Below are 15,824 nucleotides of genomic sequence, written 5' to 3'. Positions count from 1 at the left end.
ATGCCGTCACCATCAGTATCTGTGGTGCCTTCAGCGCCGTCGTTTTTGCCGTCGCCATCGGTATCAGCGTTCAGCGGATCGGTACCGTTGGTGGCTTCGTCTTCATCAGACACACCATCGTTATCGTCGTCGGTGTCGGCATTATTACCTGTGCCATCACCATCGGTGTCTGCCCACTCGGACGGATCAAGCGGGAACAGATCTTCGCCGTCATTGACACCATCATTGTCATCATCCGGGTCAGCGTTGTTGCCGATTCCATCACCGTCACTATCAAGAGTTTCTTCCGGATCATTTGGAAACGCATCAATCGCATCGACGACGCCGTCGCCGTCACTGTCGAGGGTGATCATGATGGTGAAGTAGTCACCATCGTTCAGTTGAACACCGCTGATTACTCCAGTAGTCCGATCAATCACGCCCAGTGACTCACCGCCAGACGTGAAATCAGAGTTTGTGCTTTTGCGAACCAGATACATGACGGCGCTGGAAGGCAGGCCCGCAGGAACCGCAAATTTCATCGAAACAGACTGAGTAAATCCGGTTTTCTGTACGCGCCACTCTTTACCAGCGCGCTGAGAATACGGGGAGGACAGCTCGGTAGTCTGCAGTGCCATACTGCCGCCATTGCTGCCTGTCAGAAAGAATTGCAGGTTGCCAGTAAAGCCGACTGTACGGGCTGAGCTTTTGTTCGAGCTGGTAAAGTCATTCTGCAGCGCCAGTGTCAGGTCACTGCTTTTCACCGAGCGGGACACCTTCTGTCTTAAGCCACTGGTATCATCGCGGGCGAGACCAAACACCTGCTTATTGAAGCCCGTATCTTCGCTGTCTTCCCAGACGATGGTTCCGTTGCTCGCCAGGTAATCGCCGGCAAAGTTGATCCCGTACTTCAGAGACAGGTACGAGCTGATTTTGCGACGCTCGGTCGCCGTCAGATCACCGATGTACCAGAGCACCTCCATGATGTCGCCCTGAAATGGCTGACCGTCATCTTTAGAACCAAAACCCACCAGGAGGTTGTCGCCCCGGGTGATCGCAGATGAGTTTGAGGTGAAGCCCTGTTCGGCGCCATTCAGGCCAACGATAAACGAACGGTTGTCATTGCCACCGATCGTCGCGTAGCCCAGTACGTTCTCGCTCAGGGGCACGGTACCCGGGTGATAGGCATTAAGGGCGAAGCCAAATGTGCGCTCGCCGCGCAGCAGCAACCGCCCGGCGCCACTCCCGTTATTCGCCGCCAGAGAAAAACCCGGTTCGCCAGCCAGATCTGAGGTGCTGTCCAGACCAGTGATTCGCCCGACATCTCCTGTGTCGTAAAACGACGTGCGGGACACAGTAAAAATAGCCAGTGGAGTCTCATTGATACCCGATGGCACTATATCTGTATCGTTGTTGCGGAAATAACGGCTACTGGTGTAACCCGTCGTATAAGGATGGAAATTGTGACTGGCATCCGCAGCACTGAGTGCCCAGCTACCGCGAGCACCGAGGTTACGGCCATTGCCTGAACGATCATGCCAGGAGCTTGCGATGTCACCCGCATCGTCCGACTTTACCCAGAGGTCAGGAGTCTGAACTCCACCCGGCGCCGCGTGAGCAACGGCCGTTGTCCCCAGGGCAATGAGTATTAAGCGACGAAGGATGTTCATAGGCTTCTCCATTCAGACAAAGCTCATTTTTGTGAGCCCTGTCACAATCCGTTACAAAAATTGACGCGAGTTTATATTGCATGGCGTATGGCGACAATCACCTGATCGGGTGGTTTCCCCAATAATTGTGCGGATGATAAAGAACGTTCGTTCACTTTACAAAAGTAAACAATAGGAAATACAGGTTAGTTACATTCAGATACAGTGTCTTTGGGGTATATCCCAGCAAAAGCAGGCACACTGCCCTGCAAGTCACAATAAAAAAGGACGCTCCGTATGACAGTCGAAGCAATTCTTCAGGCCCGCTATTCCGCACGCGCATTCATGCCAGATCCGGTCCCGGAAGCGACACTGAGCCAGATATTCCAGGCCGCACAACAGTCGCCGTCGAACTGCAATGTGCAACCCTGGCATTGCTATGTGGTATCCGGCGAGCGCAAGGATGCATTGAAAAAGGCGCTGATTAATGAAGTCATGAAGCAGCAGGCTCCAACCCCTGATTTCGACTGGAAAATCGCCTACGAGGGCGCCCACAGAGAGCGCCAGTTCGGCTCTGCCAATGCCCTCTACTCTTCGATGGGCATTGACCGCCAGGACAAGATGAAACGCAACATGGCAATGCTAAGAAACTGGGCGTTTTTCGATGCCCCCCACGTTGCCTTCTTCACCATGGAACGTTATCTGGGCATCATGGGCGCCGTTGATATGGGAATTTATGCTCAGACGGTCAGCCTGCTGCTCAAAGAGCAGGGTATTGATTCCTGCATGCAGGGCGCGCTTGGGCAGTTTCCTGCCCCTGTAAGAGAGATTCTGGAAATTCCCGACGAGCTGGGGATCCTCTTCGGTATGTCCTTTGGCTATGCGCTACCGGACGCACCAGTGAACCAGTGCAGAACAGAGCGTGAGCAACTGGATCAATCCGTCACCTTTATCCGCTAACGCTCAGCGCTGATTATCAGCGGGTTGAAATGCCCGCTCAGCATCGATACCAAACATCATCATGCCAATCGGCTCGCCGTGGCCGTTGAGCACCCGGGCTGAGAGTTTGACCTGAAAACCTTCCGAAGAGGCATCGTAGCTGATCGGCCCGATGTATACGTCGCGACCATCAGATCCCAGAGTCTGCTGATAGGGCTCTTCATCTCCCTGATAAAAGTCGCTGGTTACGTTACTCTGGCCTGCATTCAGTCCACGCTTTCCAACAAGAAAAATCTCAGTAAACAAGCCTTCACTGTCATCCTGAATCTGACGCAGAAAACGTGAGATTTCGCGACTCAGTTCAGCATTAATCATTGGCCGGATGTCCTTGTTCAGCTCTTCCCGCCACTGGCTGTCTAACTGGTCGATTTCGGCGTGGGTGATGTTCACGCGTTCGCGATTCTGCCACTCAAGAATACGGATCACCTCAGGGTGCCCGGTCAGGCGGCGGATACTGAACTCATAGATAGACATTACCTGCTGGCGCTGAGCATTAGACAGCCTGATGGCATCCTGAGTGCAGAACTCAATGACACGGTTGAAATCAGCAAGAAATGCCGGGTGCCCCGACAGGAAATGATCCGCAAACTGAACACGTACGGGAGCATAACGTTCGAACTCCCTGGCCAGCCCCCCAATCACTGCGCTCTGCGCTTCAGACAGGTCAGTGTTCAGATCACTGAAGAGTTTTTCATCCATCAGCACCGCGTCTACCCGGCCTTCCACCAGAAGCTGAAGCAAATCCGCGCTACTTTCAGCAACATCAGAGACTCGCAGCCCCTGTGCTTCAAGCCAGTAATACTGCGCGCTCTTCTTTACCGCTCCCAACTTGTGCCCGGAGGGCTCGAAGCCCCCCTCTACTGACCGGCCAGAAAAGTACCAATACCACTCTTCCAGAACAAAAGGCGCCGAAGCAGTTGTGTAGGTATCCAGCTCGTCGCCTTCTCCAGTACTGATCAGGCCATCAATGTGCCCTGCTTTAATATCTGCAATACCTTGTCCGGCGGACGTCAGAGAAACAGGTAAAACCTCAACCATACGACCGGCAACGCACTGCAGTACACGCTCTGCCGCCCCCGAGACCTCTCCCTGAAGCTTTAGAGATTCAGTAACATCTGAAGGCTGCGAATAAGCAGACGCCGCAAACACCCACGCCGCCAGCATCCAGAACACCCGACGCATAGCATGACTCCGAAGGAATATAATAATTGAGAATAGCACTACGCCCGGCACTTTGCCCTAATGAGCCCGCTTCACGGCCATTACACCCGACTTTCGGTACAAAAAAGCCACCCGAAGGTGGCTTTCACGCATCCTATATCATTCAGCTGTGAAAAATCATCGAATCTCCCCTGAACAGAATATTCTCATTTGATGTCCACCAAATGAGAAATCACTTCAGAACCCTTCCAAGCCGAGCCAATATTCTTTTCGACAACGAGGGTTGTAACGATTTTCCATCCTCACCTACATAATTCGTACCAATACGCTTAGTATCTGAAGAGTCGTCTGGCTTAGCAGCAGTATAATAGTACGCAGCTATGGAGTTTCTTCGTTTCTTATCAGGGTGATTAACAGGATTCGGCTGCCCATGAAAAGACTTATCATCAGTCACAAAAATCAGTGTTCTGTTAAAAATAGGTTCTAAAGCGACCTGAGATATAAACTCTCCTGAAGAATCCTTTCCTGCCAACTCAATCTGCCCCCCGTATTCTTTTTTCCAGTCTTTATTTAAATAAACTAATATATTAATTCTTCGATATAGCTGGAGCTTCTCATTCCAATTAAAATCTGCATGTAGTTTTAGAAACCCATCATTACCTGTTGAATGAATACCACCACCTTCCAGATAAGGATCAGAAACTAAGAATTTCTCTTGAGTAATGAATTCTATAATTTTCAGAACAAGTGGCTGATTAAGATACGACAGCAAACTATGCACATGCTCCGGAAACTTGTTCCAATCAGCTTGCCAACGCTTCTCTCGAGACCCATAAAACTGCTTTTCTCCTGCCCAGGACTGGTTTTCAGCAACTTCTTTCATAACCTGCTCAAGAAACTCATCCTTCCACATACCATCAATGCAGACATAACGAAATGGATCGGCTTGCTCACAGAAGTCTCTTAGCTTTAATAAATCGAGATTGTTCAAGTAAGGAGAATCAGAGATTGAGTCGTTTAATGTGTTTACTTCCGCTTCCAGCTCTTCGTAAGATTTCATCTCAAACATCCATAGATCAACTTCATCAAGCATACTATAAAGTTAACAAGAATAAGAGAAGCGCGTTAACCAGTGCGTGCGATCATAACCAAGGACGGGACCTCAAACAAATGCCAGAAGTCAGTCTGTCGTTATCAGGGAAGCAAAGCCTTCAAACAAAAGAATTAGACCAGAGCTGAATACGTCACAGCATAGGGCTGTCTCACCCTCTTGAGCATGAGCTACTCTGAAAAACATGTGAAATAAAAAAGCCGCTTCGCGAAACCAGCGAAACGGCTTTGAGCGTACTCAGTGTCGGTATTTGATTTTACAGGTTACCGACAGGAACTACTGAGATTATTCCCACTCAATGGTCGCTGGCGGCTTACTTGATACGTCGTAAGCCACGCGGGAGATGTGTTCGATCTCGTTGATGATACGGTTCGAGACTTTCTCCAGCAGTTCGTATGGCAGGTGCGCCCAACGAGCGGTCATAAAGTCGATGGTTTCTACTGCGCGCAGTGAAACTACCCACTCGTAACGACGCTGGTCACCTACGACACCCACCGATTTAACCGGCAGGAAGACCACGAATGCCTGAGAAGTTTTGTGGTACCAGTCGAAGTTGTGCAGTTCTTCGATGAAGATGGCATCCGCTTCACGCAGTACATCAGCGTATTCTTTCTTCACTTCACCGAGGATACGCACGCCCAGACCCGGACCCGGGAATGGATGACGGTAAACCATGTCGTAAGGCAGGCCCAGTTCCAGACCGATCTTACGTACTTCGTCTTTAAACAGTTCACGCAGTGGTTCTACCAGATCCATCTTCATGTCTTCTGGCAGGCCGCCCACGTTGTGGTGCGACTTAATCACGTGTGCCTTACCGGTTTTCGCGGCAGCAGACTCGATCACGTCCGGGTAGATAGTGCCCTGAGCCAGGAAGTTAACGTCTTTCAGCTTGCCTGCTTCTTCGTCGAACACTTCAATAAAGGTGTTACCAATGATCTTACGCTTCTGCTCTGGGTCAGACACACCTTCAAGCTTACCGAGGAAGAGATCTTCAGCGTCAGCACGGATCACTTTAACGCCCATGTTCTTGGCGAACATGTCCATTACTGCGTCGCCTTCGTTCTTACGCAGCAAGCCGTTGTCTACGAATACGCAAGTCAGCTGGTCGCCGATGGCTTTGTGCAGCAGTGCTGCGACAACAGACGAATCCACACCACCAGACAGACCCAGCAGTACTTTCTGGTCACCGACCTGAGCGCGTACTTTTTCGATCTGATCTTCGATGATCTTCGCTGGCGTCCACAGCGCTTCACAGCCGCAGATGTCCATCACGAAGTGTTCCAGCAAACGCTTACCCTGCAGGGTGTGAGTCACTTCCGGGTGGAACTGTACGCCGAAGAAGTTCTTCTCAGCGTTGTACATGCCAGCAATCGGGCAGCTTGGCGTCGACGCCATCAGGCCGAAACCTTCTGGCATTTTCGCGACTTTATCGCCGTGGCTCATCCATACGTCAAGCAGGCTCTTGCCGTCTTCGCTGACGTGATCCTTGATGTCTTTCAGCAGAGCTGTATCTGCTTCAACCTGAATCTGGGCATAGCCAAATTCACGGATGTTAGAACCTTCTACCTTACCGCCCAGCTGCTCCGCCATGGTCTGCATACCGTAGCAGATGCCCAGTACTGGCAGCCCCAGTTCGAATACCACCTGCGGTGCGCGCGGTGAACCCGCTTCAGTCACAGACTCCGGACCACCCGCCAGAATGATACCGGTCGGGTTGTATTCACGGATTTCCGCTTCGTCCATGTCCCAGGCACGGATTTCAGAGAAGACACCGATTTCGCGGACACGACGTGCGATCAGCTGAGTGTACTGTGAACCGAAATCCAGAATCAGAATACGTTGAGCGTGGATGTCTTGTGACATTGGGCTTTCCAGATAAAAGATTTAAAAACAAAAGCGGGGATGACTCTCATCATCCCCACCTATTTATATCGTCAGAGGCTCTTAGCCCAGACGGTAGTTCGGGGCTTCTTTGGTGATCTGCACGTCGTGAACGTGAGACTCTTTCATGCCCGCCGCTGTAATGCGCACAAATTCAGGCTTGGTACGCATTTCATCAATCGTTGCACAACCGGTGTAACCCATAGAGGCACGTACACCACCCATCAGCTGATGGACGATATTGGTCAGTGGGCCTTTGACGGCGATACGGCCTTCAATGCCTTCTGGCACCAGCTTATCAACACCTGCCTGCTTGTCCTGGAAGTAGCGATCAGAAGAACCCTGAGTCTGACCCATCGCGCCCAGAGAACCCATGCCACGGTAAGACTTGTACGCACGGCCCTGGAACAATTCGACTTCGCCCGGAGCTTCATCCGTACCCGCCAGCATAGAGCCGACCATGATAACGCTTGCACCAGCGACAATAGCTTTGGAAATGTCACCAGAGAAGCGGATACCGCCGTCAGCGATGACTGGAATTCCGTAATCAGCCATAGCTGCCGCCACATTCGCTACCGCAGAAATCTGAGGTACACCCACACCCGCAACGATACGGGTGGTACAGATAGAGCCTGGGCCGATACCGACTTTCACGCCATCGGCACCTGCTTCAGCAAGAGCAATCGCCGCTTCCGCCGTTGCGATGTTGCCACCAATAACCTGAACCTGAGGGAAGTTCTGCTTCACCCAACGCACGCGGTCAATCACACCAGTGCCAGATGCATTTGATGTGTGGCCATGAGCGGTATCGACAACAATCACGTCAACACCGGCTTTCACCAGCGCTTCAACACGATCATCCGTGCCTGCACCGGTACCAACAGCAGCACCAACACGCAGACGACCCTGCTCGTCTTTCGCCGCATTCGGGAAAGCACGGGCTTTTTCAATGTCTTTCACTGTCATCAGGCCCACGAGTTTACCGGCGTCATCCAGTACCAGAACTTTTTCAATACGGTGGGTATGCAGCAGATCCTGAACTTCTTCAGGGCTGGTGCCTTCTTTCACAGTGACCAGCTGATCTTTTGGCGTCATCACGCTGGGTACCAGGGCATCCAGGTTCTTTTCAAAGCGCACATCGCGGCTGGTAACGATACCCACCAGCTCATCGCCATCCACCACCGGCATACCGGAGATGTTGTGCTGCATGGTGAGTTCAAGAATTTCACGGATAGTACTGGTGCTGGGAACGGTAATCGGATCTTTTACCACACCACTTTCGTACTTTTTAACTTTGCGGACTTCCGCTGCCTGCTCTTCGATGGTCAGGTTCTTGTGAACAATACCCAGACCGCCTTCCTGAGCGATGGCAATCGCCAGACGGGCTTCGGTCACAGTGTCCATGGCAGCAGAAATCAGCGGGATATTCAGCTCAATACCTTTGGTGATACGGGTCTTGAGTGATACCTGATTTGGCAGAACTTCGGAGTAACCGGGAACCAACAGCACATCATCAAATGTGAGTGCATCCTGAGCGATTCGCAACATATAGAGCCTTCCAGAATGAGGTTGAAGGAAAGGCGGGGCATTATAGCGAAAGGTCCCCGACCGGTAAACGTCAGTGAACGATTATTCCGGACACGCCCCAGAACGGAGAAACTCAACGACGCGCTCTCGCATATCACCGTAGCGGAAACTGCCGATATGCGGGCCTTTGCTCTCTGCCCAGCAGGCACCAGGCGGCATAGCTTCGTAGACCTCCCGGCCCTGCTTATAAGGGATAACATCATCCATCCGACTGTGCATCAGCAGCGCCGGCACGCGGACCTTCGCGGCCTGAGCTTGTGGGTCCCAGTCATCCGGTACCAGCCAGGTAAACGGATAAACCAGCCACCCCAGAATACCGGCCTTACCGAGCGCAGCACGGGCAACATCCGGAAACCCCGCAAAACTGGATTCAGCCACCAGCATATCGACAGCATCGGGCTGTGCCGCCAGATTTACCGCCATCGCCGCGCCCATCGACTGGCCGAGCACGGCCAGGGTCCGCCCCGGATTCTGTTCACGCCACCATAGAGCGGCAACCTCTACGTCTTCCAGCACCCCCGGCATACGCGCTCGCCCTTCCGACGCACCATAGCCCCGGTAATCAAGCGCCAGCACATCAAAGCCAAGTTCCGTCATCCACAGAATGCTCAGCGAATGCGTTGAAATATTTTCGGCATTGCCATGCAGGTACAGAATCACAGGCAGAGTACTGTCCGGAGTTTCAGGCTTCAGATGCCAGGCGTGCAGCCGCGTCCCGTCGCGGCTTTCAAACCAGACATCCTCATAAGCCACCCCAAAACGGTCCGGGGTCTGTACCCAGACGCTCTGAGGATAAAAATACAGGCTGGTGAGCGAGGCACAGCTGCTCAGAGCCAGAATACTGATGATAACCAGCCCGAGCCGCATCATGATCTTGTCAGGGATGAATCTCATGTCAGAAATACCAGGCATAACTGAGGTGCCAGCGATTGGTTGCCTGCGACCCCAGCCACTCACGTTCAAAGCCCAGACGCAGCTGATCATCACTGGCTCCGGTGAAGCCCTCTTCGATCAGTAAGGCGCGCCGGGTATGATCGTCGCCCGCAGTCAATGGCTCCCAGGTAAAGCTGATAAGCTCCTGAGTCAGTGCCCCCTGCCATAGCCAACAAACCCGTGGCCCCGCCGTCAGCTGATAGCCATCGCGAAACTGATTATCCGCACGAGCCGTTACCTGGCCGAGCACAAACAGGCGGCCATCGCCCGTTGGCCGGTCTTCCGGGCCAGGCACACGGGTATGCCAGGCACGGCCAAATCCTATATTGAGATAGCCGAACAACTCACTTCCGGGAGCCTGAAAACGATCAAGCCCGCCACTGACACCCCAGGCGACCGGCGACTGAAAATCGGTCATATGACTCAGAGAGAGTACATCAACAACGGTCAGCGAGTTAAGCTGCACACCTTCGCCTTCAAGATAACCCAGATCGAACTCGCCCATCTGAATCTGAGCCCCGGGAACAAACCCAGAGGGCACATCCATGATGTCGTGGTAAGCGATACGCCAACGCGCGTCAGCCCGCCATAAACCATCAATACGGTTCGCAGATAACATCAGGCGACTGCTGCCGTGCCCTTCGTCATCACGCACAGGTGGCTTATCCGGCGCCGGAAATGCCGCACCAGACGGCAGGCGACTGCGGGTCGAGAGAATATCAATGGTGCGTTGCCGGAGTACGGGATTCGCCTGTTTCTTCTTCACCGACAGATAACGGGCATAAGCCTGCGCTAACTCCAGTGACCGGCGCTGTTCACCGACGGTCATGCCGCTGAGGATGTCGTCAATAGGAAGATCCGTTTCAACCAGCAGATGCGCCGCTGCCTGCTCTTCAACAGAAGCGTGATCGGCCATGTTTTCCATCAGCGTGGCCGCCGACGGCCGGAAATCGATCTGATACAGAAACTGTTCGTCTTTTAAGGCACGGATGGTATCTACCGGCACGGCTTTACGCACAAAACGATCTGCCAGGTCAGCACGCTCAGACGCCGCGTCCAGCAATGCCATCAGGCGGTATGAGCAGTTCTCGTCGAAAAAGAAATAATCAAAGTGGGTATCGCGGGTCTCCCAGATATGACGCACAAACTGATCAACTTCTTCCTGCGTAAACGACAGTTGATATTCCCAGACATCACGGTATTCCATGTGCTGATATTCGTTGGTTTTCACATAATACGGCATGACTGACACCGTACCGGGATAACCGCCGGTCAAGCCCTTCCAGCTGAACTTGAGTTCGTTATCTTCCGGGTCCGCATCTGCCGCAAAATTAACGCTGTAGGCAAGCAGCTTGCTGCTCTCCGGGTCTTTCCGGTCGAGCCTCACCAGAGTATGCCCATACATCGAGGAGGGAGAATTAATGTGCGAGGCCGGAAAAATCAGCGTCAGGCGGTGTGCCGCCAGATCCTGACGCCATTCCTCAAACTCAGGACAGGGCTGATCAATAAAACCTGCGTCAGGTAACTGCTGCTTCAACCAATGATAACGGGCAGGAAAGCGGCACTGCGCAGAGCTGTCAGGCGCCATCGTATTCTGCAGGAATGCTTCCAGATCAGCCTGAAGTTCGGCTGCTGGATCAACCTTGCCCTGCGCCGACAGAAAAAACGCCGGGCTGTCGTTCTGACTGAGTGTTCGGAAGGTGTAAGGGTGATACCGGACGTGGAGAAGGTGGTGCCATTGTTTATGCGCGGCGAGCGCCTGAATATCATTCTTACCTGCTATGTCTGAGCCTTTGGCCAATGGCGCGCTCAGCACAGCCATCAACGCCAGGAATGCATACACCCTTTTCACACCCAGTCCTTACGTGGTGAATATCCAATAAAAAAGCGCGCCGGAGCGCGCTCTTATTCTACCGTCAGCTATAGGTTCAGCCGAGGTATTTCTGCAGAGAAGCGTCAGCAGCCATCGCCTGAGTCAGAGACTCGTACGCATCTTCTGCAGTCGCTTCAGATGAGAACATAGTGTCGAAGTTAGCCTTTACAGTTGCGTTAAAGGTAGCTTTATCGCCTGCTTCGATACCCATCACTTCTGACAGAGCTGCCAGAGTTTCACCTTCACCACGAGCAGCGTCAATGGCCAGCTGATCCATGTTGTCGTTCATGAAGGTTTTTGCCAGTTTCAGTGGACCATTCGCAGCTTCACAACCCAGTGTGCCGGAAGTCATACCAAAGGTCTGGTTACCGGAAGTACCGTTAGTGGTTGCCGCCAGTACGTGCTCGTGCCACTCGTTTGCATCCGGGAAGACAACCGCCGTACCCAGACCACAACCCGCAGGGCCGGAATCAGCGAATGACATAGAGGAAAGAGATACCAGAGCAGCTGCTGCAAGAATTTTTTTCATGGACTTATTCCTTGTTCGTTTTGACATAGAGATCAGCGAAAATGCCGAAACCACAAACTATTCCCTCAAACCCGGCTTGTCTACCCCGGTTGTGGGAATTCGTCGCAGACTGGCGAAATTGTTTGAGTTGTGTCAGCCTTTGCAAAAGCGTCAATCTGCAGATTTATGTACCAGACAGGTAACCCCCGCGATAACGCCGTTTTCACGGTCTCTGAACTCAATTCCCGCGCCCGCCAGTTGCTCGAAGTGTCGTTTGCATCGGTAAGGGTGGAAGGTGAAATATCGAATCTTGCGCGTCCATCTTCCGGGCACTGGTACTTTACTCTTAAAGATGCCGGTGCTCAGGTTCGCTGTGCCATGTTCCGCTCACGCACTGCCATGCTGAAATTTCTGCCCAAAGAAGGCGATATGGTAGAGATTCGCGCCAAGGTCAGCCTGTATGAAAACCGCGGTGACTATCAGCTTATCGTCGACAACATGAAACCGGCGGGAGAAGGCGCCCTGCTGCTTGCTTTTGAACAGCTCAAACGCAGACTCGCTTCGGAAGGCCTGTTTGCAGAAGAGCGCAAACGCCCCCTGCCTGCAGTACGTCGTGTCGCCGTCATCACCTCACCGACTGGCGCCGCTATTCACGACATGCTGACCGTGCTGAAACGGCGTTGGCCCTCAATTGAAGTGGATATTTATCCGGTCATGGTACAGGGCAATGAAGCCCCCGCACAGATTATTACCGCACTACAGCGTGCTAACCGCGACGCCCGCTGCGATGTGATTATTGCCGGACGCGGCGGCGGCTCACTGGAAGACCTCTGGTGTTTCAATGACGAAGGTGTCGCCCGCGCGATTGCGCATTCCGCCATTCCGGTCATCAGCGCCGTCGGTCACGAAGTCGATTTTACGATTGCCGATTTTGTCGCCGACCTGCGTGCGCCCACCCCCTCGGCTGCTGCAGAAATGATCAGCCCCGATGGCGCACTGTTACGACAGCAGATCATTAGTATGAAACAACGTCTGCAACGCGCATTCAAAGACCGTCAGCAGCAGCGCTTCAAACAGCTTGAGCAACTCAGATCGCGCCTGCGTGGTCCGCAACACCAGCTACAGAACCAATCGCAACGACTGGACCAGTTAGAGATACGTCTGCAGCGCGTCATGCAACAGAAGATTGCGGAACCCAGACAGAAGCTCGCGCGTCTGACATCCGTTCTGGAACACCTGCACCCGCAGAAAACGCTGACACAGCACCAGAAAAACCTGCAGCAATTACAACAGCGACTGAAACGCGCTGTTCAGCAGCAACTGACGCAGAAGCAGAAGGCACTGGCCTCCGGAGCGCGCCTGCTGTCGTCAGTCAGCCCACTGCAGGTTCTGGCACGGGGATATTCCATTACCCATGATCAGGACGGCAAAGTGATTCACTCTGCGGCGGACGTATCTCCGGGCAGCACCATAGAAACCCGTCTGCATCAGGGCAAACTGATCAGTACCGTTCAGGAGATAACACCGGATGACTCTGCAAACTCATAAACTGCTGGTAATTCTGTCTTTGTTGCTCAGTCCGCTGGTGCTGGCCTCTTCCCTGCCCGATCACCGGGTTCCTGGGGGAATCATCAGCCTGCCCGTCGCCGCGGCCACGGATGAAAAACCCAGCGTGATGTTTAACAGCAAGCCTGTCATGGTCGTTAATCATGACGAGCAGTGGGTTGCCGTGGTTGGCGTGCCGCTCAATCAGGAACAATCACTGACCCTTGAAGTGAATGGCGAAACAACCACCACCGCAATAACGCCCTACCCTTACGAAGAACAGCATATTGAAATCAAAGAAACTCGTAAGGTAAATCCACAGAAAAATGACATGGACCGCATCGGCAAAGAATACAACCAGATGACGCCCGTCTATAAAAGCCACAGCGAACACCTCGCTGCGCAGTGGACCGAGATGATATTACCCACCGAAGGCTCATACAGCAGTGCCTTTGGCTTAAAACGTTTTTTTAACGGTCAGGCCCGTAAGCCTCATAGCGGGATCGATATTGCAGCCCCTGAGGGCGCACCGATCATTGCTCCGGCAGCGGGTAAAGTAGTTCTGACTGGCGATTTCTTTTTTAATGGCAACAGCGTATTTATTGATCATGGCCAGGGCCTGATCAGTATGATGTGTCATATGAGCCGCATCGATGTCAAAGAAGGCGATGACATTCAACAGGGTGATTTAATCGGCGCCGTCGGTAAAACCGGGCGGGCCACAGGGCCGCACCTGCACTGGACGGTCAGTCTGAATAATGCACGGGTAAACCCTAAACTGCTTCTCCGCGCTGACCAGCCCAGGTAAGCCGTGCTCCCAGAAAAGCCAGGTAAGTCGCCCCCCAGAAGAGAGCGTAACCGTATGAAAAAACATCCGGGCACTGCGGGTTTAATGCCAGTCAAAGGATCGGGCTGTGGCATACGGCCCAATGTGGAAGAAATGGAAGACTCTGAAGGGTTTGATTTTTCGGGGGCTGCAGAATTATTAGAAAAGGATGCTAAGCCGCATCCTTCTCCGCACGAGCAAGCTCCGCATCCCGCTTCAGATTCAGAAGATCAATCTTCGCCTGAATCTCAGGGGTAGGCTCAGGCGCCACATACTCTTTTACATCGCGTCCGTGGTATTTATCCAATGCCTGCAGCAGCGAGCTGAAGCTACGAACCCGTCCGCCCCGCACCAGCGCAATTCTACCCAGCGCTTTGCAATGCAGTTTGCCTTCGACCAGAAAACGGTGCTCTGAATAAAGATACTTGCGATCCCAATACAGAACACGGCTTTCGATTTCTACCTTAGTAAAAGGTTTTATTTCTCGCACAAAGGTGACGGTCTGACTCGCTACGACCGTGCGCCAGCCGTTGCTGATAATCAGAGGTAGCAGCCCAATTTCTGCGAACCACTGTACCCGACCGACATCAATAAATGCCGGATAGCGCGTATTGGTGAGATGCATATTGAGATCCATATCCCACGGCATCACACGGAAATAATAACGGGTAGTCGCTAATGCATCGCGACTGTCATTCCACTTCTGCCGGAAGAAAATCAGCAGAAAGCGCAACATCATCATGATTTTTTATCCAACTGTATCTGGCGGATCAGACCTTCCTGAGCCACAGAAGCCACCAGTTCACCTTTTTGATTAAATACCTGTCCACGACAGAATCCACGACCGCCGCCGGCATTCGGGCTATCAATCGCGTACAGCAGCCACTCGTCCATACGGAACGGACGATGAAACCAGACGCTGTGATCCAGACTCGCCAACTGCATATCCTTCTGCCCGTATGACTTAGCATGAGGATGCAGAGAGGTTGGCAGCAGATTAAAGTCTGTAGCATACGCCAGCAACATGCAGTGAACATCGTAGTCGTCAGGCAGCTGCCCATCCGCACGCAACCAAAGGTATTTCACCGGGTCTTTTTTCGTCGGCGCGAAAATATTCACCGGATCAATCACCCGCATTTCAATAGGTTTATCTGCCGTGTAAATGTCACGTACTTTTTCTGGGAAATAATCACGGAACATACGCGCCAGCTCAACCTGAGAAGCAATTCCGTCCGGGCCTTTCACCTCAGGCATTGGCGCCTGGTGCTCAAAGCCTTCTTCCGGCTGCTGGAATGAGCAGATCATGGTCAGAATCGCCCGACCATTCTGAATCGCCTTCACCTGACGGGTGCAGAAGCTGCGGCCATTGCGCAGAGGATCAATCTCGAATTCGAGATGATCTGTCACTGTGCCTGCCAGCATAAAATACACATGAAACGAGTGCGCCTGCCAGTCACCTTCGGGCAAGGTCTGCATCGCTGCCGCCAGACTCTGGCCCATGACCTGACCGCCGAACAGCGCGCGAAACCCGAGATCCTGAGTTTCACCCCGAAAGCTATTCTCACCCAGTGGCGATGGTTTCAGCAGGGTTACCAGATCCTGTAATACTTCACTCATAGCAGACTCTCATCATTAACGGTAAACGGCACAATACCTGATCATTTCCGTTGATCATTGGCCGAAATGACACAATACGCCGCAATCAGGCCCTTTGCGACGCAAAAATAGTGGCTTACATGACCTCAGAGTGCACCGGATACCGGGATGCGTAT

At 52.7% G+C, this 15,824-nt stretch carries 12 protein-coding genes and 1 pseudogene; 3 read left to right on the top strand and 10 right to left on the bottom strand.

Translation table 11 applies throughout. From position 1 onward, the window contains the following. Positions 1 to 1,649, bottom strand: a pseudogene (locus Q1L85_RS13425) (hypothetical protein); the annotation flags it as partial. A 276-nt stretch (positions 1,650 to 1,925) separates the two neighbouring features. Between Q1L85_RS13425 and Q1L85_RS13420 the strand changes: the two are divergent. Beyond that, the gene (locus Q1L85_RS13420) at positions 1,926 to 2,588 is read left to right on the top strand and encodes a nitroreductase (protein ID WP_300433411.1); all 663 of its coding nucleotides are present in this window, start codon (positions 1,926 to 1,928) and stop codon (positions 2,586 to 2,588) included. Between the two features lie 3 nt (positions 2,589 to 2,591). On the opposite strand, the gene Q1L85_RS13415 is transcribed toward Q1L85_RS13420, so the two are convergent. From Q1L85_RS13415 to Q1L85_RS13385, 7 genes are all read right to left on the bottom strand, one after another. Further along, positions 2,592 to 3,809 (bottom strand): hypothetical protein, encoded by a 1,218-nt coding sequence (locus Q1L85_RS13415; RefSeq protein WP_300433409.1) that lies wholly within the window; start codon positions 3,807 to 3,809, stop codon positions 2,592 to 2,594. Positions 3,810 to 4,020: 211 nt separating this feature from the next. After that, entirely contained in the window at positions 4,021 to 4,848 is an 828-nt protein-coding gene (locus Q1L85_RS13410) for a 2OG-Fe(II) oxygenase (RefSeq protein WP_300433407.1), read from the bottom strand. A gap of 336 nt (positions 4,849 to 5,184) precedes the next feature. Continuing rightward, positions 5,185 to 6,762, bottom strand: coding sequence for a glutamine-hydrolyzing GMP synthase (gene guaA, locus Q1L85_RS13405; protein WP_300428185.1), 1,578 nt, complete (start codon positions 6,760 to 6,762; stop codon positions 5,185 to 5,187). 81 nt (positions 6,763 to 6,843) lie between these two features. Beyond that, positions 6,844 to 8,328, bottom strand: coding sequence for an IMP dehydrogenase (gene guaB, locus Q1L85_RS13400; protein WP_300428184.1), 1,485 nt, complete (start codon positions 8,326 to 8,328; stop codon positions 6,844 to 6,846). An 81-nt stretch (positions 8,329 to 8,409) separates the two neighbouring features. Then, positions 8,410 to 9,261 carry an alpha/beta hydrolase gene (locus Q1L85_RS13395; RefSeq protein WP_300428183.1) on the bottom strand — a complete coding sequence of 284 codons (852 nt, stop codon included), beginning with the start codon at positions 9,259 to 9,261 and terminating at the stop codon, positions 8,410 to 8,412. Position 9,262: 1 nt separating this feature from the next. Beyond that, on the bottom strand, positions 9,263 to 11,152 hold the full coding sequence (locus Q1L85_RS13390; RefSeq protein ID WP_300428181.1) for a DUF4105 domain-containing protein: 1,890 nt from the start codon (positions 11,150 to 11,152) through the stop codon (positions 9,263 to 9,265). A gap of 76 nt (positions 11,153 to 11,228) precedes the next feature. Further along, a complete protein-coding gene (locus Q1L85_RS13385) occupies positions 11,229 to 11,702 on the bottom strand; it encodes a DUF3015 family protein (RefSeq protein ID WP_300428180.1) in 474 nt (157 codons plus the stop codon). Between the two features lie 165 nt (positions 11,703 to 11,867). Here Q1L85_RS13385 and xseA point away from each other — a divergent pair, with 165 nt between their 5' ends. Both xseA and Q1L85_RS13375 read left to right on the top strand, forming a co-directional pair. Further along, positions 11,868 to 13,229, top strand: a complete 1,362-nt coding sequence (xseA, locus tag Q1L85_RS13380; protein WP_300428179.1) for an exodeoxyribonuclease VII large subunit — start codon at positions 11,868 to 11,870, stop codon at positions 13,227 to 13,229. Beyond that, complete coding sequence (locus Q1L85_RS13375; RefSeq protein WP_300433403.1) at positions 13,210 to 14,034, top strand: peptidoglycan DD-metalloendopeptidase family protein; 825 nt, start codon at positions 13,210 to 13,212, stop codon at positions 14,032 to 14,034. The genes xseA and Q1L85_RS13375 overlap by 20 nt, the downstream gene beginning before the upstream one ends. Before the next feature lie 190 nt (positions 14,035 to 14,224). Here Q1L85_RS13375 and Q1L85_RS13370 read toward each other — a convergent pair whose 3' ends face one another. Next, on the bottom strand, positions 14,225 to 14,794 hold the full coding sequence (locus Q1L85_RS13370; RefSeq protein WP_300426165.1) for an acyl-CoA thioesterase: 570 nt from the start codon (positions 14,792 to 14,794) through the stop codon (positions 14,225 to 14,227). Beyond that, positions 14,791 to 15,669 carry an acyl-CoA thioesterase II gene (locus Q1L85_RS13365; RefSeq protein ID WP_300426164.1) on the bottom strand — a complete coding sequence of 293 codons (879 nt, stop codon included), beginning with the start codon at positions 15,667 to 15,669 and terminating at the stop codon, positions 14,791 to 14,793. Before Q1L85_RS13365 ends, Q1L85_RS13370 begins: the two co-directional genes overlap by 4 nt. Positions 15,670 to 15,824: the final 155 nt, after the last annotated feature.

Origin of the sequence: uncultured Thalassolituus sp. (assembly GCF_950066645.1) — a bacterium.
In the GTDB taxonomy this organism is placed as follows: domain Bacteria; phylum Pseudomonadota; class Gammaproteobacteria; order Pseudomonadales; family Oceanobacteraceae; genus Thalassolituus.
This window is presented reverse-complemented; position numbering and strand designations above follow the sequence as displayed.

Excerpts from the sequence above, each read along its gene's own strand:
- Q1L85_RS13420 (WP_300433411.1), top strand. The coding sequence starts at position 1,926 with ATGACAGTCGAAGCAATTCTTCAGGCCCGCTATTCCGCACGCGCATTC.
- Q1L85_RS13415 (WP_300433409.1), bottom strand. The coding sequence starts at position 3,809 with ATGCGTCGGGTGTTCTGGATGCTGGCGGCGTGGGTGTTTGCGGCGTCT.
- Q1L85_RS13410 (WP_300433407.1), bottom strand. The coding sequence starts at position 4,848 with ATGAAATCTTACGAAGAGCTGGAAGCGGAAGTAAACACATTAAACGAC.
- guaA (WP_300428185.1), bottom strand. The coding sequence starts at position 6,762 with ATGTCACAAGACATCCACGCTCAACGTATTCTGATTCTGGATTTCGGT.
- guaB (WP_300428184.1), bottom strand. The coding sequence starts at position 8,328 with ATGTTGCGAATCGCTCAGGATGCACTCACATTTGATGATGTGCTGTTG.
- Q1L85_RS13395 (WP_300428183.1), bottom strand. The coding sequence starts at position 9,261 with ATGAGATTCATCCCTGACAAGATCATGATGCGGCTCGGGCTGGTTATC.
- Q1L85_RS13385 (WP_300428180.1), bottom strand. The coding sequence starts at position 11,702 with ATGAAAAAAATTCTTGCAGCAGCTGCTCTGGTATCTCTTTCCTCTATG.
- xseA (WP_300428179.1), top strand. The coding sequence starts at position 11,868 with ATGTACCAGACAGGTAACCCCCGCGATAACGCCGTTTTCACGGTCTCT.
- Q1L85_RS13375 (WP_300433403.1), top strand. The coding sequence starts at position 13,210 with ATGACTCTGCAAACTCATAAACTGCTGGTAATTCTGTCTTTGTTGCTC.
- Q1L85_RS13370 (WP_300426165.1), bottom strand. The coding sequence starts at position 14,794 with ATGATGATGTTGCGCTTTCTGCTGATTTTCTTCCGGCAGAAGTGGAAT.
- Q1L85_RS13365 (WP_300426164.1), bottom strand. The coding sequence starts at position 15,669 with ATGAGTGAAGTATTACAGGATCTGGTAACCCTGCTGAAACCATCGCCA.